Raw genomic sequence first — 16,545 nt, forward strand, 5'->3', positions numbered from 1 at the left:
ACTTTGACACAAGCAATGTTCGATTAAATATTTCTAAATTACATTATATTTAGAAACTAAAATTACTCTACTTAGTGGCAATACATTTTGGTGTTACTGTCAGCAACAACGGGAAAACTGACAGTAACTCCTATTAAAATCGACTATTTTTGCGATTTTAATGTGTTATAAAGCTCGAAAGCTTGTTCTGGCTTCAGGCCATCGTGAACAACACCAGATACGGCCTGGATCATCGCGGCAGGCGCATCAGATTGGAACACGTTACGGCCCATATCGACACCGGCAGCGCCTTGGTCAATTGCTTTATAGCAAAGCTCAAGCGCTTCCATCTCTGGTAGTTTTTTACCACCAGCAATAACAATCGGCACAGGACAAGATGCAGTCACCTTCTCAAAGCCATCACAGAAGTATGTCTTAACAATATGTGCGCCATTCTCTGCACAAATTCTTGAAGCAAGACCAAAGTACTTTGAGTCACGAGCCATCTGCTTACCAACAGCAGTTACACCCATCACAGGCACACCGTATTTATTGCCAGTATCTGCAGCTCGGTAAAGGTTAGCAACTGTTTTTGCCTCTGTTGCTTCGTCACCAATTCCCACCATAACTGCAACAGCAGAAGCATTAATGCGTACAGCATCTTCAATATCAATGATCACATTATGATTGAGTTCAGTTAAAATTGAAGAGCCCGCATCTGCACGCAAACAAACTGGTTTTTTGAGTGTTGGTGGAATAGATGAGCGAATGACGCCGCGCGCACCCATGAGGCAGTCTGCATACTGTGCAATAGGCACAATGTTCAAATCAATACGCTCTAGACCTGATGTTGGCCCCATAATAAAGCCATGATCGAAAGCAAGCATAACTGTACGACCTGTTTCAGGTCTAAAAATGCGGCTCAAGCGGTCTTTCATACCCCAATCGAGATTATTACTACCTTTTAGGTAAAAGCCGTCATTTTCTGCTGCTTGCCCAAGACCGAAGTCCTTGCCATCACGAATATCGTCAAGATCTGCCATTGCAGGTATCCTTATCTTAAAACATTGGGATTGTTTGAAAGTGAGATCAGCGAAGTAAAGGGAACTGACCAACTAAAATTACATAACGCTTGCAAAGCCTTGGAAAATAAAGCTAATGCTTTTCGCGCCTGGGTCGTAATGGCCGATAGCCCGTTCACCCATCAGTCTGGCACGACCAAACTTAGCTACATAGTCCTTGGTTTTCTCCGCACCTTTAGCCGCCTCTTCCGCAGCAAGTTTGAATGCAGCAGGAAAATCACCTGATTTGCGTAGTTCAGCTGCAAGTGCTTCAGTTGCAGGATGCATGGCATCCATCATTGTCTTATTTCCAAGATCCGCTTTACTTGTCTTCTTAAAGCCGTTCAAACCAGCTTCAAATAAAGCAGCTGTCTCTTCTGCACTTAGCTCATCACTTTTTGCAGCTGTTGAAAGACCAGTGAAATAAGAACCAAGTAATGGGCTTGTTGAACCACCATCACACATCATGATTTTCATGGCTGTATTAGTAAGTAGCTCTGCAAATGGCTTACTGGAATTTTCTTCTACAGCTTCTTTCGCAGCTTTCATTGTTCTATGAATAGTAACACCATGGTCACCATCACCAGTTGCTTCATCCAACTTAGAAAGAAATGGGTGCTGTTCTTCGATTACCGCTTCTGCAGCTTTAATCATTTCAATAAATTGGGATTTAGTATAATTCCCGGACATGACTGCTTTCTTCCTTAGCACATTGAACTTAAAGCGCACGTCGTCATTGCGCTCCGATCACATCGTTGCGAATGTCAAGTTGCTATATTTTTTCGGGGGGGGGCCGATCAGGCTACTTTGAAATCACCCGACCGACCATTTATTTTTTACTATCGAACGCGATAGTAAGGTGTGTCACAAGGCTCACCCCATAGCTGTTTCAATTCCTCGTCCAGCTTACAAACGATCATTTGATAACCACCTGCTTCTTGAACAGTTAAGAATTCTCCAGCTTCACCTTGAATTACTTTAATACCAGCTTGCTCAAAGTAGTTCTTAGCGTCTTTAAAGGTAATCAAAAGCTCCATTATAGTCGTTTTACCGGAACCATTGATAAGCAATACAACTTCATCACCAGACTTAAGCTGCAATTTTTCAACAACGCGCTTCGCCAGAATTTCAGCAGTTTCCTTTGCTGAACTCATTGGCATACGAACGCCGCCACCTTCGCCATGCTGACCAGCGCAAATTTCCATTTCATCTGCACCAATCTCACCACAGTCACCGCCAGTTGTCGGATGAGTTGCAATTTCAGAGAGCACTGCAATAGCAGCCGTATTCTCGTTTGTTTTTTCAGCTATGCGGTGAACTTCATCAAGATTTTTACCTTGCTCAGCTGCCGCACCAGCCATTTTGTAAACGACAAAACAACCACCTAGGCCGCGCCCTTCCTCTTCATCAGTAGGGCGAATTTCTTCATTGGTCAGCACTTCTTTAACAACGATACCTTCAGCGCTAGCGATTTGTTTCGCCATTTCAGCACTCATTACATCGCCAGCGTGGTTAAGTGTAACCAACAAAATACCTGCATCACGCTTTAAAAGGCGCATCGCTTCCACAACAGTGGGGGGACCAGGTGCAGCAAAAACATCACCAACGACCGAAGTATCAAGCATTCCTTTGCCAACCCAACCTTGGAGAGCAGGCTCATGACCAGAACCACCCAAAGTTAAAACAGCAACTTTATCGGCGCTTTTTTCTTCTACGCGGCACAGCAATTTTTCTGAAACAAGCTTAACTTTATCAGGATACGCAGCAACCATACCCTCAAGCATTTCAGTAGTTAATGTTTCAGGATTATTGATAAATTTCTTCATAGCCATGATCTTATACCTTGGGAGATAAATGTAATCTCCCGATTTTTCTATTTAGTCTTGGGTTTACGCGGAAATAGACATAAGTTCGACAGGTTGTCCGTCTTCAATAATGAATCCAACACGAACCCCTGGCCCACCATCAAAAGGCTCCATTAGGCACTCTTTTCCTTCCATAGCTGCTTCCACATCAGCAACTACGTAAGCAATATGCGCTTCTTTTTTTAGCAACTCTGGCATTGGGCTATCAGCTTCAAAACGTAGCCACTCAATATTTGCCCCACATGCACTAGGGTCACTCACGAACGTCTTAATATCCGCCATGTAATTTTCTTCAGCACGGACCAAGTCGGTCGGAATCCCAATGTGATGAAACTTTCTTTCCATAATTCCTCCTTCCAAGACCACAATTAAAAGTAGTATTGCTTAGTATAATTAACTGGTAAGCCAGCTAATCTCTCCCAGTCTTGAATTTTGCGAGTTATCTTGTTCACGACTCATATATAACAATCGTCAAAACATCGGTCAACATATATCTGACATATGTCAGGAACTTTGTCAGGTGATTCCGTAAGGGATGGTGATATTTCTGTAGTAAATTCAATAATATAAAGGAAAGTGCGACAAAATTGCTTTTACTCATATGTCATGACATATGAATTTCAACCATGATCATTTGATCTAACAAATGTTCAATGCTTCAGAATCAAACTGGGAACTGTACTATCATCACTTGAAAACGGCATGTCTCATGAGCGAACAATAAGAATAATCTCCCTATAAAATTAAATTAATTAAACCAAAAGTAGTAATGCTTAAGCCAATTGATGCCCTACCCTCTATTACAAATCAATTGATTAACTCCAGCTCCCACCTTGGAAGGTACAATCACAAAACTGACTATGAGATAAAGTAGAACCAAGGTCGCATCATTTCATTACAAAGTTCTATGATCAATTTATAGTCGTTTCGCCGTAAGCTGCTTTCTTTCTGTGAGAAGGAGCGGCTATCAAGTCGCCAAACGTATTTGCGTAAGTATCAATGAAATATCTATCTCGGATGTAAACCTCCGAGATAACCTTTTATTAAGCATTCATACATCATCCAAGTAACTTATGCACCTCTTCAGCGTACGGTGCAGCAGGGGCCGCGCCGTGTTTGGTTGTGGCCAAAGCACCACAAGCGGCAGCATAACGCACCGCCTCGGCAAAACTCTCGCTATTAATAGCTTTCGCGCAATCCAGAGAATGGGCAAGGCCAGCGTTAAAGCAGTCCCCTGCCGCAACACTATCAATTGCCTCCACCTTAAACGGTTTGACAAAACCTTGCGTGCCATAACCACTATAAAAAACGCCATGAGCCCCCAGTTTAATGATGGCAGCTTTTACGCCTTTATCATGCAGAGCATTGGCTGCCTTTTCGGCTTCCAAAGCATTGGTGGGCAAGATACCAGTAAGGCTGTAGGTTTCACTCTCATTCGGGGTGATGATATCAATCATGCCCAACAGGCTATCTGGTAGTCCCTCTTTTGGGGCGGGGGCCGGGTCAAATATTACGGTTGCGCCGTTGTTATGCGCAAGTCTTGCCGCCCCTTCACAAACAGCCATTGGGATTTCCAATTGCAATAGCAATATATCCGCAGCTTGCAGTGGCTCTAAAGCCCGCTGGATGTCACTTTCGTCAAGTGCCATGTTGGCACCACCTATCACAGTAATGGCGTTTTCTGCATTGGCATCAACGCCAATCACCGCGATCCCGGTAGCTGTTTTTTCATCAATCTGCACATATTGCCGTGAAACACCAAACGAGGCCAGCTGTGTTAAGGCTTCCTGGCCAAAGCCATCTTGCCCGACACGCCCAATAAAATGTGTTGTGCTGCCTAAGCGAGAAGCTGCAACGGCCTGATTACAACCTTTGCCTCCAAGGAATGTCGCATAACTGCTACCATGCAGGGTTTCGCCCGCTTTGGGCAAGCGCGGCGAACGCGTGACAATATCTAAATTTATCGAGCCAACTACTGCAATGGTCATGGGGTCTTCCTAGAGTTTGACAGATTGACGAATAACAAGCTCGGGAACCAGCTTGATGATTGGAGGCATTTCTTGTTTATTATCTAGTTGATTTATCAGGGTTTGTGCAGCGCTCATGCCTAAATCAAAGCTGGGCTGGCGAATAGTCGTGAGCAGCGGGCTCATATAGCTGGCATATTCAATATCATCATAACCGATAACAGAAATGTCTTTGGGTATCTCGAGCCCTGCTTCGTTAATGGCACGGTATGCACCAATTGCCATAAGATCGTTAAAAGCAAAAACGGCTTGCGGATGATGTGGAGGTGCGAAGCGCAATAGTATGGCTTGCATAGCACGATAGCCACCAGCAACACTGAGTGTCTCGCTTGCGTATAGGTTAGGATCAATTTCTTGTCCGGCCGTAGTCATGGCTTCACGGTAACCACGATATCGCTCGTTAGATCGAGGGTGCCCTTCTGGCCCTGTTAGGCAAGCAATTCTTTGTAAGTCTTGTTGAAGTAAAAAATCAACAGCGAGTTTCGCGCCAAGCTCAGAATCATCTTGCAAAGTACAAGCATTTGTTTGAGGAGCGGAATCCAAAACCACCTTGGGCAAATTTTTTAGTTGTTGTAAGGCTTCGTTAAAACGTGGCTCACTGCGATTTGTCATCACAACCAATGCATCAATGCGCTTACGTACCAATGTGTTGAGGTAGGAGAGTTGCCTCTCGATCTCGTTACCGGAATTACACAGGATCAAACTGTAGTTATGCTGATAACAACCTTCTTCCACACCGCGCACGACCTCGGCAAAAAAAGGGTTGGTACTGGAAGAAACCAGCATGCCAATATTATTGCTGCGGTTCATCTTCAGAGCGCGCGCTAAAGTACTTGGCTGAAAGCCGAGGTGATCGATAGCCTCGCGTACTTTTTGCTTTGTTTCGGGACGAACATAGCGGGTTCTATTAATAACATGTGAGACTGTTGAAGGAGAAACACCTGCACGCCTTGCCACATCTTTAATACTAACCATCAGTCCTCGTCCGTTCTTGAGCTCCGGCAACTGCCGCCGGAGCTCTTTGCTTTAAAACATATGCTTTTATTTTACGACAAGCTTCAATGGCACAGGTGTGTAACTATCAACAGCTTCACCTTTAGCAACTTTATCGGCAATTTCTACGCCAATACTACCAATCTTACCAGCTTGCTGGGCAACAGTTGCCAACATTGAACCGTTTTCAACTGCGACGACACCATCGTTTGTGCCGTCAAAACCAACAACCAGGATTTTACGGTTGGTCGCCTGAATAGCCTTGATAGCCCCCAAGGCCATTTCATCGTTATGCGCAAATACAGCATCAATTTCCGGCTGAGCCTGCAAGATGTTTTCCATCACGTTCAGGCCTTTGGTGCGATCAAAGTCCGCTGGTTGGCTGGCAACCACTTCAATGCCTGCATGGCCATGTACAGCTTTACGGAAACCCTCGCCGCGGTCACGAGCAGCAGATGTTCCAGGAACGCCTTCCAGTTCAACAATTTTACCCTTGCCACCAAGCTTCTCAATAATCAGCTTACCGGCCATTTCACCACCCAGCACATTATCAGATGCCACGTGAGAGGCTACTTTACCGCGGCTTGCACCACGGTCCAGTGTCACAACAGGTACATTCTTGCTATTTGCTGCGCGAATAGAGCTGTAAACTGCGTCAGAATCTGTCGGGTTTATCAGTAGAACCTTGATATCCTTGTTCAGGACATCTTCCACATTTGCCAGTTCTTTTGCCGGGTCATTTTGGCTATCCAGTACCAGCAGCTCATAGCCCATTTCTTTGGCCTTAGCCTCGGCACCATCTTTCAAGCTCACGAAAAACGGGTTGTTCAGTGTCGAAACCACAAGGGCCATTGAATCAGCAGCCATTGAATGGGCCGTCGTACCCAGCAGCATTGCTGTTCCAAGTGCAAAGCCTAGAATTCTTTTCATTTTTCACTCCCATTAACTCGTCTATTGAAGCTATTCGTTTGACTTGCCACGACTATCGACAACCACGGCAAGCAAGATGACAGCGCCCTTGGCTATCATTTGGTAATATGAGGAAACATCCATGATATTCAGGGCATTGTTCAGCACACCGATAATCAGTGCGCCTATTATGGTGCCAAAAATCCGCCCTCGTCCGCCCATAAGGCTGGTTCCTCCAAGAACGACAGCAGCAATGGCATCCAATTCATAGCCCGTACCTGCGGTAGGCTGGGCTGATCCTAACCGGGCGGTCAGGATAATACCTGCCAAAGCGGCCAGAGTACCGCTAATGGCATAAACGGTTATTTTTACCGCGCGAACATTCACGCCGGTCAGGCGAGCAACATTTTCATTCCCGCCAATGGCATAGACATAGCGCCCCAATTTGGTGTGAGTGAGTACAAACCAGCAAATCAGCAACACCAGAATTGCAACCACAACAGGATTGGGCAGGCCCAAAGTATAGCCTGCGCCAAAATCATAAAAACGGTCTGCCACCTCGTGCATACCGGTAGAAATAGGACGGCCACCGGTATACACCAGCGTAGCACCCCTAATCATAGTCATGGCAACAAGCGTGGCGATAAATGGCTGCACACCAGCATAGGCGATAACGACACCACTTGTTGCCCCTAGAGCTGCACCCACCAGGAGCGTTGCAATAACAGCAAGGGTTAGCGGTGTATCAAGCCCGATAAGGCTTGCACAAATAGCACCGGCAAAAGCAAGGATTGAACCGACAGATAGATCGATACCTGATGTGATAATAACAAAGGTCATGCCCATGGCAATCACAGCGTTTATCGAGGTTTGCCGCAAAATATTCAGCAGGTTATCAACCCCAAGAAAATTGGCATTGATTACCGAGACAACGGCCATAAGAATAATCAATCCAATCAACGATTTGTTGTCAATTGCAGCTTGTTTGATATTCATCATTACACCTGTTATTGGCCTGCCACAGCGCAGTGCATAATCTTTTCTTGCGTTGCTTCATCGCGGGAGAACTCGCCAGTCAGTTTGCCATTGGCAAGCACCATAATCCGATCGGAAATACCCAGTAACTCTGGCATGTCCGAAGAGACTAAGAGAATGCACATCCCCTCGGCCTTCAATTTATTAATGAGTGTATAGATCTCACGCTTTGCCCCCACATCAACCCCGCGGGTTGGCTCGTCTAAAATCAAAATCCTTGGCTCAACCAGCACTGATTTAGCAATAGATACCTTTTGCTGGTTGCCGCCCGACAGGTTCTGAACCAAGCTTTCGCCGCCCTGGGTCTTAATCGAGAATGCCTTGATAAATTCATTGATCGTGACCTCCTCTGACTGACGGTTGACCATACCCAAGGCGCTCGTAAACCTAGCAAGCCCGGCAAGCGTCATATTTGTCCCAACAGAGTGAATTTGTATCAGCCCTTCGGATTTGCGATCTTCTGTCACATAGCCAATGCCATTGGCAATACCTTGGCGTGGAGAGCTGATTTGAACCGGCTTCCCGTCAATCTCAATGGAGCCGGACTGCAACGCATTCGCGCCAAAAATGGTTTTCGCAAGCTCGGTGCGGCCTGCGCCAACCAAGCCGGAAAACCCGAGTACTTCACCTGAGTAAGCTGTAAACGATATTTCTTGGCAGCCCTTTGCGCTCAGCTCTTTCACAGCAAGGCGAACGGGTCCAGTTTGGGCAGCTGTATAGGGGTACTGGTCCGTGAGCTCACGACCAACCATATGGTGGATCAACTCGTGCTCGGTTAAGTCCTCAGTATGTCCCTGATGCACCATATGCCCATCGCGTAAAATGGCAATATCTTCGCAAGAGGTGAAGATTTCTGCTAACCGGTGGGAGATAAAAACAATGCCCTTACCCTCCGCTTTGAGATCTTTCATCACATCAAAGAGAATTTGCGCTTCTATATCAGTCAGAGCATCTGTTGGCTCATCCATGACAATAACTTGCGCATTGAGCGATAGCGCACGGGCAATCTCTACCATTTGCTGCTGGGCGATAGAAAGCGTGCCCAAACGTGTTGTCGGGTCAATTTTCTGTTTGAGTTTGTCCAGCCAGAACTGTGTTTTACTGTAGATTTCCTGCCATTGTATTTTACCAAGCTTTGTTGGCTCGCGGCCCAAGAACATATTCTCGGCCACGCTTAACTCGGGCAACAAGTTCAATTCTTGGTGAATGACAGCAATGCCCGCGTCAATGGCTTGGCGGGCGTTGGTAAATTTCACCGTTTCACCGTTGTAGATCATTTGGCCAGCATCACGGCTATAGATACCGGCAAGTATTTTCATGAGGGTAGACTTGCCTGCGCCATTTTCACCGGCAAGGCCAACGGCTCGACCGCGATGGATCTCCAAATTCACCGACTTTAAAACATGAACAGTACCGAATGATTTTTCGATATTTTTAAGTTGCAGTAGAGCTGGCACTTGGCCTCCTCTCATCAACCATTAAGGTTCACCATTAATAATGCTAGCTTTCAGCTTGTACTAGGTAAGCTTACTTAGCGCGGTTGCGTTTGTTAAAAGGTTGTTCCTGCTATGAAAATAATGTTCGCATAGGGTGTAAACTCGCCAGTTCTTACCACAGCGCGGCATTCAGCACTCTTCGCTTTAAATTCCCCATGGTTTACATAGTCTATGGCGATATCACTAGACTGCGCTGCTGCTATTTCATCAATGAGAGACAAAACTTCTTGGTGGTAAACACCCTGCTGGTTTTTCAGCTCTTCGGCCAAAATCACCCGCTCGATTTGTAATTCACTGGCGACGCTCTCGGCAACATCAAGCATAGCAGGCAAACCGGCACGAACCGCAAGGTCAATTCGCTTTACATTTTGGGGAATAGGTAGACCAGCATCGCCCACGCACAAACTATCGCCGTGGCCCATACGAGAAACCACTTCGGCAATGGCAGAATTTTGCAGCACACATTTTCTCATTTGCTGCTCCCAATTAGCAAGAGAATCGTAATTTCCTAAAAGTAAACCACCGCGCAAACGTTTGCGCAATCGTTTTTTTTGTAATTCCATCTAAGTAAAGAAACTTAAATCAGTTTATGAATTGCCTTCCTGAATGAGAAAGTGGTTCATTTATCGTGGTTTATACCCATTTCGGCTAGGTATATGAAACAAGCATCACGACCAATATAAAAAGGGAAATAACAACTAAGTAAACAAACAGTGGCATGAATAGTCTTAGGAGCGGCAATACTAGTGTCCCTAAAACAAAGCAAATTACGGTACCCTCCACAGATCTAACATGAGGGGAAATTCCAATAAAATTGTAATATAATGCAGTAACAACTCCGCACAAAGGAAATACTATTATAGGCATGCGTGCAATAAAACTTGCCAGCCAAATTGACAGTCTATGAAGCATATTGCGATGAGGATCGTAGTCAGCAGTTTTTCTCTTGTTTGTTAAGTGATAAAGATAAAGCCAATAATGTAGATCCCTATTCTTTTTAGACATTTTCTACCCTTGGTATCACATGAATCCTACAAGTACTTCGATGAGTTGTAACTGTAAGGCAGCCTATGATTACCTATGGGATCTGCAATTACAATTCGTGCACACACGAATAGATGAAAGAAAACCACACATTGCGTATTTAATAAGCGGAGGGTGTAGTCGTATAGCTACGTTACTCGTGTTTTAATACGAACAAAAGCCCAAGATTCCACACATGAGTGTAGCAGAATAAAACGCTACACTCATGTGTGGTATGACTTAGACCACCAGATAATACGGCATGATTTGGAAGTTTGCCCTAAGAAAGTTGCTTCCAGTGGAACAGATTTTCTTCACCAGCATTCATTACTTTCGCAATGAAATCCTGCTTAAATTTCTGGAATGCTTGTTGTTCTTCCGCAGTGCCCTTACGTGGCTGGAAGGTACTAACCATGGTGCGGAATTCATCGTTAAAAATCTCATTCTGCGGCCATAGGCCAATGCGTCTACCATTATACTCAAATTCAAAGTAGAAACGCCCAACCAGCGCTAATGGCGCTTCCTCTGGTAAACCTTCAGTTTTGATGGTGACATTGTCAGCATTGCGGGTAAAGCCACGCAGCACCAGCTCAATGCAATCTTTGATGCCAGGTCCAGGGAAACCTACTTGCACCTTGATTTTATTGCGCTCAGCGAGCTCGTTGCCATCCGTAAGTTTTGACAGGGCAAAACGAAACATATTCAGCATGAGTGCCGTAGCTATTATCTGGTCCGGCCCCGCATAAGAAATCAGATCATTGCGACTGAATGTGAGCGGTAGATCGGCCTCACGCAACTTGATGTTTCTATCGTCGTAATATTGCATGGTTTGGCCTATTACTTGGTTTCTTCTAGAACAGTTGACGCAAAGAGCGGAGCAACATCAATATCTTGCTTAATCAAGTCGTTACGCAGTAAAAACGCTTTATCATCGTTCATACTCGCAATATCATCGGCATTCAGTTTGGTTGTGAAACCTGCCCAAGCAGCCAGTTTTTTGGCATCGGCAACAGAAATGTTTTTCTCTTTTGCGCCAAGTTCAATGGCAGCCTCATAGTTTTCATCAATCCATTTTTGCGCTTGCTGATGTACCTTCACCACACGGGCAACAACCTGCGGGTTTGCTTCCACAAATGGTGCAGCAGCTGCGACAACAAGTTTCGGTGTAACCAAACCAGTTGCAGTAGAAACCACATGGGCACCTTGTTCTTGCGATTTAATCACCAAACTTGCCGCCAACAGAGCACCATCTACATTACCCGACAACATGGCGGATCTCGCTTTTGGTAACCCCATGGAGATAAAGTCAACATCATTGAAACTCAGGCCAGCTTTTTCAAGACCTGCACCAAGGAATTGATGCAGCACAGTACCTTTGGGGCCTGCTACTTTTTTCCCCTTGAGATCGGCAAAACTCGTAACCGCAGGGTTATTGGAAACAAGGGCAAATGTCTCGGATGGACGTGAAACACCAGCAATAATTTTAATCGGATTACCAGCAGCATTGGCCATTAAAACAGATGTGGAATTCATGACCATGCCAACATCTAGCGAGCCGGCCGCCATGGCTTGTGCCTGTTTTGCACCAGAAGTGATCCCATGCCATTTGACGGTAATACCATCTTTTTCGAATTCTTTTTCAAGTAAATTATGCTTTTTTGTGACAATAACCTGTAGGTTAAAAGGTGATGTCACATAGGAGACATTAATTTGTTTGAGTGGCTGAGAAGTAGCTGGTGTTGCTATTGTGGCTACAACTAGTGCAGCTCCGATTGCTTTAAATAGTTTTTTCATTTCATGTCCTTTTGTTGGTATTACTGCAACCCGAGTGCACTTGAAATAGTTTGACGGACTGCTTTGAGGTCTTTTGCGTCTTCTTCGCGCGGCCTCGTTTGAGGAAGCGAGATTTGATGGAGTATTTTTCCTTGGTCCATAACAACGATTTGGTCCGCGATTTGTGTGGCTTCACGTAAGTCATGGGTAACAAATACAGTAGTGAAACGATGTTTTTGCTGTAACTTGGCCAGCAACTGATGCATTTCAAAACGTGTCATTGCGTCTAGAGCTGCAAAAGGTTCATCCATGAGCAAAACGCGCGGCTGCAATAACAGGGCGCGGCCCAGGGCAACCCTTTGCGCCATCCCCCCGGATAGTTGAGCACTCAACTTATGGCGGGCATCTTCTAAGCCAAGATTCACGAGCATCTCATTAAGGCGAACACGCTTTTGTGCCCTATCAAGATTACGCTTGCTCCGTAGTGCCAACAGCAGGTTATCCTCTAGGCTGAGCCAAGGCAGCAATCGATGGTCTTGAAAAACAACGCCAGTTTGCTCACTGAGTGAAGCAGGGTTAATAAACCCGGAATCCGGGGCTATTAGGCCAGCCATACAATGTAGGAGTGTGGTTTTTCCGCAGCCGGAACGGCCGAGTATAACGGTAGTTTTGCCCTGTTCGATATCGAGATTGATATGATCCAGTACACACTGCGAACTAGAGCCTTGTTGCCCAGTTGTGTGATAGCATTTAACTAAGCCCTGCAGCTTGATAGAGCCATTTGCATGGTTTGCCGCCCTCTTGCCTTGCATGAAAGGTTGACTATACGAATTGGCTGGTGGTTTTATATGCATTATACGCTGCCAGAGGATTTAGGTTGCGTGCGATATGAAAGAAGCCGTTTTAACAGCATATCCAGCAGCACACCTGTAATGGCTATGGTAGCGATACCGACAAAAACCCGGTCTGTTCGGGCAAGCTCCTCGCTATCTATTATTAGATAACCTAGCCCTGCAGATGCTGCAATTAACTCAGCCCCGACCAATGCACGCCAAGAGTAACCAAAACCAAGGCGAAGACCTGTTAAAATGCCCGGCGTTGCTGCGGGTATGATTATAAAACGCGTGCGCTCAAAGGCTGTAAGGCGAATGGTAACGCCCATTTCAATCAGCCTTGGTTCGACAGAACGTAATGCGGTTAAACAGTTTAAGTAAATTGGAAAGAAACTGGCCAAGACAATAACGGCAAGCTTGGCTGTTTCACCAATACCAAACCAGAGGATCAGAGCAGGCACCAGTGCCAACGGTGGAATAACGCGAACTGTCTCAGTAATCAGCGCCATAAACTGTTGAAGGCCAGGAAACTTATAGTGAAGAGCGGACAGTAAGAAAGCAGAGATGGTCGAGATACAAAAGCCAAGAAGCACCCGCTTCAATGAAACCAATAGGTGGTGAGATAAAACACCATCTGCAATCAATTCTTGAGCACTTGCAATAATTGTCGAGGGTGCTGGCAGCAAATAAGTATTAACCAGATTATTTTGTGCAAGAAACTCCCACAAGGCAATAAGCAGAAAAGGCAAGACCAATGCTTGTAAGCTTTTGTTTTTTATTATTTTCATAGGCCTATAAATTCAACCATTGCGTGATATTTATTTTCATTAATACCTGAGTTATTTCTGAAGGTATTAATGCATGCAAATGCACATGAGAACCATTCGCATTAATACGAATGTTAAATATTGCAACACTGGAAACGCCCTATTCCTTTGCCATGGTGAAGATTAGTAGATGTCACCTCAGTTGGCATTGAAGGCTGATTGTGAGACTCCTAAGCTGAGTTCCTCAAGTAACTCGTTCTTCGGGGCCGTTATAAGCTATTACACCGTATACTTCGAAAGGTAGGGTCGTTCTGGGATGGCTCAATGCTAATCGACGCCTATTAAAAGCAGGCTATCCCCAATCAATAAAAATAGAAAACTACTTTGATAATGCCATGATAAAAGGGCAATTAACCATCAAGACTAAGATTTTTGACGCACTTTCTATTGATTTATTAGGGAAGTAGAAAGGCTCTTCGCCTTTACATCGAAGGCTATTAAGCGTCCATTCGTAGGTACTTGTCACTAAATTATCATTTATCAAAATTGCACCACAAACATATTTGAAGTTTGGACAAAAATCTCAGAATTTTTCTAAGTCCTTTAAAAACACCATGAAAAATGGAGAGCATTTAGAAGCAGCTTACTAAGCAATGCGGCGGGTGATTAAACTTTACAGGAGGAAGTAATGTCACAAAGTCATTTCATGTAAGGTTTTCAATGGTAACCCGCCACAGATATCTGGCTTCAACCCACATTCTAGGGAGTGAATATACTAGGATGTGGGTGTGATGCTCTCCAAACTCTTCGTGTTCTGATTAGCGCAGATCACTTATTTTTAAGTGGTCCATATCAGTAAAGACCTGATTTTCGCCAACCATGCCCCAAATGAATGTATAGGCTTTGGTGCCAACTCCTGAGTGAATTGACCAACTTGGAGAAATGACAGCTTGCTCGTTACCGATGAGTATGTGCCTCGTTTGGGTTGGTTCCCCCATCATATGGAATACGGCATTGTCACCTTCAATATCGAAGTACATATACACTTCCATACGCCGATCATGTGTGTGAGAAGGCATGGTATTCCACACGCTACCAGGTGCGAGCCTGGTCATACCCATGGTTAACTGGCAGGTTTCAACAACATCAGGAACGATAAACTTGCAGATCGTGCGCTCATTACATGTTTCTTTTGAGCCTAGTGAAACTTTCTCAGCTTCTTCTTTGGTGATTTTTTTGGTTGGTAATGCAGCATGTGCAGGAGCACTATTATAGTAGAACTTTGCTGGATTATTTTTATCCTTGGAAGCAAGAGTAAGGCGGCGGGTTCCTTTACTTACATAAAGGGCTTCTTCGTTGCCAATCTCATATTCTGCGTTATCAACCTGGATGATGCCAGCGCCCCCCAAGTTGATGAAGCCGATTTCCCGGCGTTCAAGAAAATAGCTGGTACCAATTTTCTGGCCATATTCCTCGGCAAACTCCAATGTGGTTGACACAGGAACCACACCGCCAAATATAATACGGTCTATATGACTATATGTCATCGTCAATTTATCTTCGACGAAAATATCTTTAACTAAAAACTCATCTCTTAATTCATCAGTATCAAGATGTTTTACGTGTTCACTATGTATACTTTGACGCACATCCATAATATTTCCCCCTATTATTATTCATGTGGGGATTGAATCTCCACATTTTCCGTTTTTCTATTGGGTCAATTTAAATTTAAGTGAATAATACTATTCACTTTCGTGTTAGTAACTGAATTACCTACAAACCGTTGTTAGCGCGCGAGCCAGCCGCCATCAACAGCAATGGTGTAGCCATTTACGTAATCACTTGCCTTTGAGGCTAGGAAAACAGCAGGCCCTGCAAGGTCTTGTGGTGTGCCCCATCGTGCTGCCGGAATACGCCCGAGGATTTCAGCGGAGCGAACAGCATCTTCACGCAATTGCTGGGTATTGTCCGTAGCCATATAACCCGGTGCAATCGCATTGACATTAATGCCGTGCTGCGCCCATTCGCAAGCCAACAGGCGCGTTAAACCCATAATGCCAGACTTACTTGAAGTATAAGAAGGTACACGTATGCCGCCTTGGAAAGAAAGCATGGATGCTACATTGATTATTTTGCCACCCTCGCCTTGGGCGATCATCTGTTTTGCAACTGCCTGCGAGAGGAACATTGGAACTTTGATATTGATATTCATCACATCATCCCAGTTTTCCTCCGAGAACTCGATGGAATCTTGGCGACGAATAATACCGGCGTTATTGACGAGAATATCGACACGCCCCATCTCGGCAACGGCTGTATCTACGATGTGCTGAACAGGCTCAATAGATAATAGATTGGCCTCGATAAAACAAAATTTCCGGCCCAGTGCTTCGACCTTTTCTCTTGTCTCAACAGCATCAATATGGCCAACACCCACAATATTTGCACCAGATTCGGCAAGCGCCAACGCCATGCCTTGCCCCAAACCCGTGTTGCAACCTGTTACTACAGCAACCTTGCCATCCAAACTGAACATTTTTTATCCTTAGGTTATCTAGGTTATATTGAGGTAAGGCTTTGCTGCCTTATCTCCAATCCTCCGGTTTAAACATGGCAAAATATTTATATATAGTCAATAGTATTTCTATATGAATATTAAACCCACAAAATTGGTATATAAGTGTTTAGGTGGCTTGAAACCCATTGACGAGGCTTGTTAGTTTTTAGTAGTCGATTGAAAATATCAGTCGATATTGATGGAAACCGAGTGCGGATTAAAAG

16 protein-coding genes are annotated in these 16,545 nt (G+C 44.8%); all 16 read right to left on the bottom strand.

Annotation, left to right across the window (positions count from 1 at the left end; genetic code table 11):
- Positions 1–143: 143 nt before the first annotated feature.
- The 16 genes from lsrF to kduD all read right to left on the bottom strand — a co-directional run bounded on the left by lsrF (position 144) and on the right by kduD (position 16,300).
- The gene (lsrF, locus tag AYK67_RS10670) at positions 144–1,022 is read right to left on the bottom strand and encodes a 3-hydroxy-5-phosphonooxypentane-2,4-dione thiolase (protein WP_068086125.1); all 879 of its coding nucleotides are present in this window, start codon (positions 1,020–1,022) and stop codon (positions 144–146) included.
- Positions 1,023–1,100: 78 nt separating this feature from the next.
- Positions 1,101–1,730 carry a dihydroxyacetone kinase subunit DhaL gene (gene dhaL, locus AYK67_RS10675; RefSeq protein ID WP_068086127.1) on the bottom strand — a complete coding sequence of 210 codons (630 nt, stop codon included), beginning with the start codon at positions 1,728–1,730 and terminating at the stop codon, positions 1,101–1,103.
- 149 nt (positions 1,731–1,879) lie between these two features.
- Positions 1,880–2,872, bottom strand: a complete 993-nt coding sequence (locus tag AYK67_RS10680; protein ID WP_206597529.1) for a dihydroxyacetone kinase subunit DhaK — start codon at positions 2,870–2,872, stop codon at positions 1,880–1,882.
- Positions 2,873–2,929: 57 nt separating this feature from the next.
- Positions 2,930–3,250, bottom strand: a complete 321-nt coding sequence (locus AYK67_RS10685; RefSeq protein ID WP_068086129.1) for a VOC family protein — start codon at positions 3,248–3,250, stop codon at positions 2,930–2,932.
- A 713-nt stretch (positions 3,251–3,963) separates the two neighbouring features.
- A complete protein-coding gene (gene rbsK, locus AYK67_RS10690; RefSeq protein WP_068086132.1) occupies positions 3,964–4,893 on the bottom strand; it encodes a ribokinase in 930 nt (309 codons plus the stop codon).
- Between the two features lie 9 nt (positions 4,894–4,902).
- The gene (locus AYK67_RS10695) at positions 4,903–5,907 is read right to left on the bottom strand and encodes a LacI family DNA-binding transcriptional regulator (protein ID WP_068086135.1); all 1,005 of its coding nucleotides are present in this window, start codon (positions 5,905–5,907) and stop codon (positions 4,903–4,905) included.
- Positions 5,908–5,973: 66 nt separating this feature from the next.
- Positions 5,974–6,855 (bottom strand): ribose ABC transporter substrate-binding protein RbsB, encoded by an 882-nt coding sequence (gene rbsB / locus AYK67_RS10700; RefSeq protein ID WP_068086138.1) that lies wholly within the window; start codon positions 6,853–6,855, stop codon positions 5,974–5,976.
- A 30-nt stretch (positions 6,856–6,885) separates the two neighbouring features.
- The gene (rbsC, locus tag AYK67_RS10705; protein WP_068086501.1) at positions 6,886–7,830 is read right to left on the bottom strand and encodes a ribose ABC transporter permease; all 945 of its coding nucleotides are present in this window, start codon (positions 7,828–7,830) and stop codon (positions 6,886–6,888) included.
- 11 nt (positions 7,831–7,841) lie between these two features.
- On the bottom strand, positions 7,842–9,326 hold the full coding sequence (locus AYK67_RS10710) for a sugar ABC transporter ATP-binding protein (RefSeq protein WP_156453119.1): 1,485 nt from the start codon (positions 9,324–9,326) through the stop codon (positions 7,842–7,844).
- Between the two features lie 92 nt (positions 9,327–9,418).
- Entirely contained in the window at positions 9,419–9,838 is a 420-nt protein-coding gene (rbsD, locus tag AYK67_RS10715) for a D-ribose pyranase (RefSeq protein ID WP_068086504.1), read from the bottom strand.
- An 830-nt stretch (positions 9,839–10,668) separates the two neighbouring features.
- Positions 10,669–11,214, bottom strand: a complete 546-nt coding sequence (locus tag AYK67_RS10720) for a hypothetical protein (protein ID WP_068086144.1) — start codon at positions 11,212–11,214, stop codon at positions 10,669–10,671.
- An 11-nt stretch (positions 11,215–11,225) separates the two neighbouring features.
- Complete coding sequence (locus AYK67_RS10725; protein WP_068086148.1) at positions 11,226–12,182, bottom strand: ABC transporter substrate-binding protein; 957 nt, start codon at positions 12,180–12,182, stop codon at positions 11,226–11,228.
- A 20-nt stretch (positions 12,183–12,202) separates the two neighbouring features.
- Complete coding sequence (locus AYK67_RS10730; RefSeq protein WP_068086151.1) at positions 12,203–13,015, bottom strand: ABC transporter ATP-binding protein; 813 nt, start codon at positions 13,013–13,015, stop codon at positions 12,203–12,205.
- Positions 13,015–13,782 (bottom strand): ABC transporter permease, encoded by a 768-nt coding sequence (locus AYK67_RS10735; RefSeq protein WP_068086153.1) that lies wholly within the window; start codon positions 13,780–13,782, stop codon positions 13,015–13,017. The genes AYK67_RS10730 and AYK67_RS10735 overlap by 1 nt, the downstream gene beginning before the upstream one ends.
- Positions 13,783–14,579: 797 nt before the next feature.
- Complete coding sequence (gene kduI / locus AYK67_RS10740) at positions 14,580–15,416, bottom strand: 5-dehydro-4-deoxy-D-glucuronate isomerase (protein ID WP_068086155.1); 837 nt, start codon at positions 15,414–15,416, stop codon at positions 14,580–14,582.
- A 134-nt stretch (positions 15,417–15,550) separates the two neighbouring features.
- Positions 15,551–16,300: a 2-dehydro-3-deoxy-D-gluconate 5-dehydrogenase KduD gene (gene kduD, locus AYK67_RS10745; RefSeq protein WP_068086158.1), complete on the bottom strand. Its 750-nt coding sequence runs from the start codon at positions 16,298–16,300 to the stop codon at positions 15,551–15,553.
- Positions 16,301–16,545 lie beyond the last annotated feature (245 nt).

This window comes from Polycladidibacter stylochi, from assembly GCF_001562055.1.
Classification (GTDB): Bacteria; Pseudomonadota; Alphaproteobacteria; order Rhizobiales; family Stappiaceae; genus Pseudovibrio; species Pseudovibrio stylochi.

Bases quoted from the DNA above. Each gene is read 5' to 3' on its own strand.
- lsrF (WP_068086125.1), bottom strand. From the start codon at position 1,022: ATGGCAGATCTTGACGATATTCGTGATGGCAAGGACTTCGGTCTTGGG.
- dhaL (WP_068086127.1), bottom strand. From the start codon at position 1,730: ATGTCCGGGAATTATACTAAATCCCAATTTATTGAAATGATTAAAGCT.
- AYK67_RS10680 (WP_206597529.1), bottom strand. From the start codon at position 2,872: ATGGCTATGAAGAAATTTATCAATAATCCTGAAACATTAACTACTGAA.
- AYK67_RS10685 (WP_068086129.1), bottom strand. From the start codon at position 3,250: ATGGAAAGAAAGTTTCATCACATTGGGATTCCGACCGACTTGGTCCGT.
- rbsK (WP_068086132.1), bottom strand. From the start codon at position 4,893: ATGACCATTGCAGTAGTTGGCTCGATAAATTTAGATATTGTCACGCGT.
- AYK67_RS10695 (WP_068086135.1), bottom strand. From the start codon at position 5,907: ATGGTTAGTATTAAAGATGTGGCAAGGCGTGCAGGTGTTTCTCCTTCA.
- rbsB (WP_068086138.1), bottom strand. From the start codon at position 6,855: ATGAAAAGAATTCTAGGCTTTGCACTTGGAACAGCAATGCTGCTGGGT.
- rbsC (WP_068086501.1), bottom strand. From the start codon at position 7,830: ATGAATATCAAACAAGCTGCAATTGACAACAAATCGTTGATTGGATTG.
- rbsD (WP_068086504.1), bottom strand. From the start codon at position 9,838: ATGAGAAAATGTGTGCTGCAAAATTCTGCCATTGCCGAAGTGGTTTCT.
- AYK67_RS10720 (WP_068086144.1), bottom strand. From the start codon at position 11,214: ATGCAATATTACGACGATAGAAACATCAAGTTGCGTGAGGCCGATCTA.
- AYK67_RS10725 (WP_068086148.1), bottom strand. From the start codon at position 12,182: ATGAAAAAACTATTTAAAGCAATCGGAGCTGCACTAGTTGTAGCCACA.
- AYK67_RS10730 (WP_068086151.1), bottom strand. From the start codon at position 13,015: ATGCATATAAAACCACCAGCCAATTCGTATAGTCAACCTTTCATGCAA.
- AYK67_RS10735 (WP_068086153.1), bottom strand. From the start codon at position 13,782: ATGAAAATAATAAAAAACAAAAGCTTACAAGCATTGGTCTTGCCTTTT.
- kduI (WP_068086155.1), bottom strand. From the start codon at position 15,416: ATGGATGTGCGTCAAAGTATACATAGTGAACACGTAAAACATCTTGAT.
- kduD (WP_068086158.1), bottom strand. From the start codon at position 16,300: ATGTTCAGTTTGGATGGCAAGGTTGCTGTAGTAACAGGTTGCAACACG.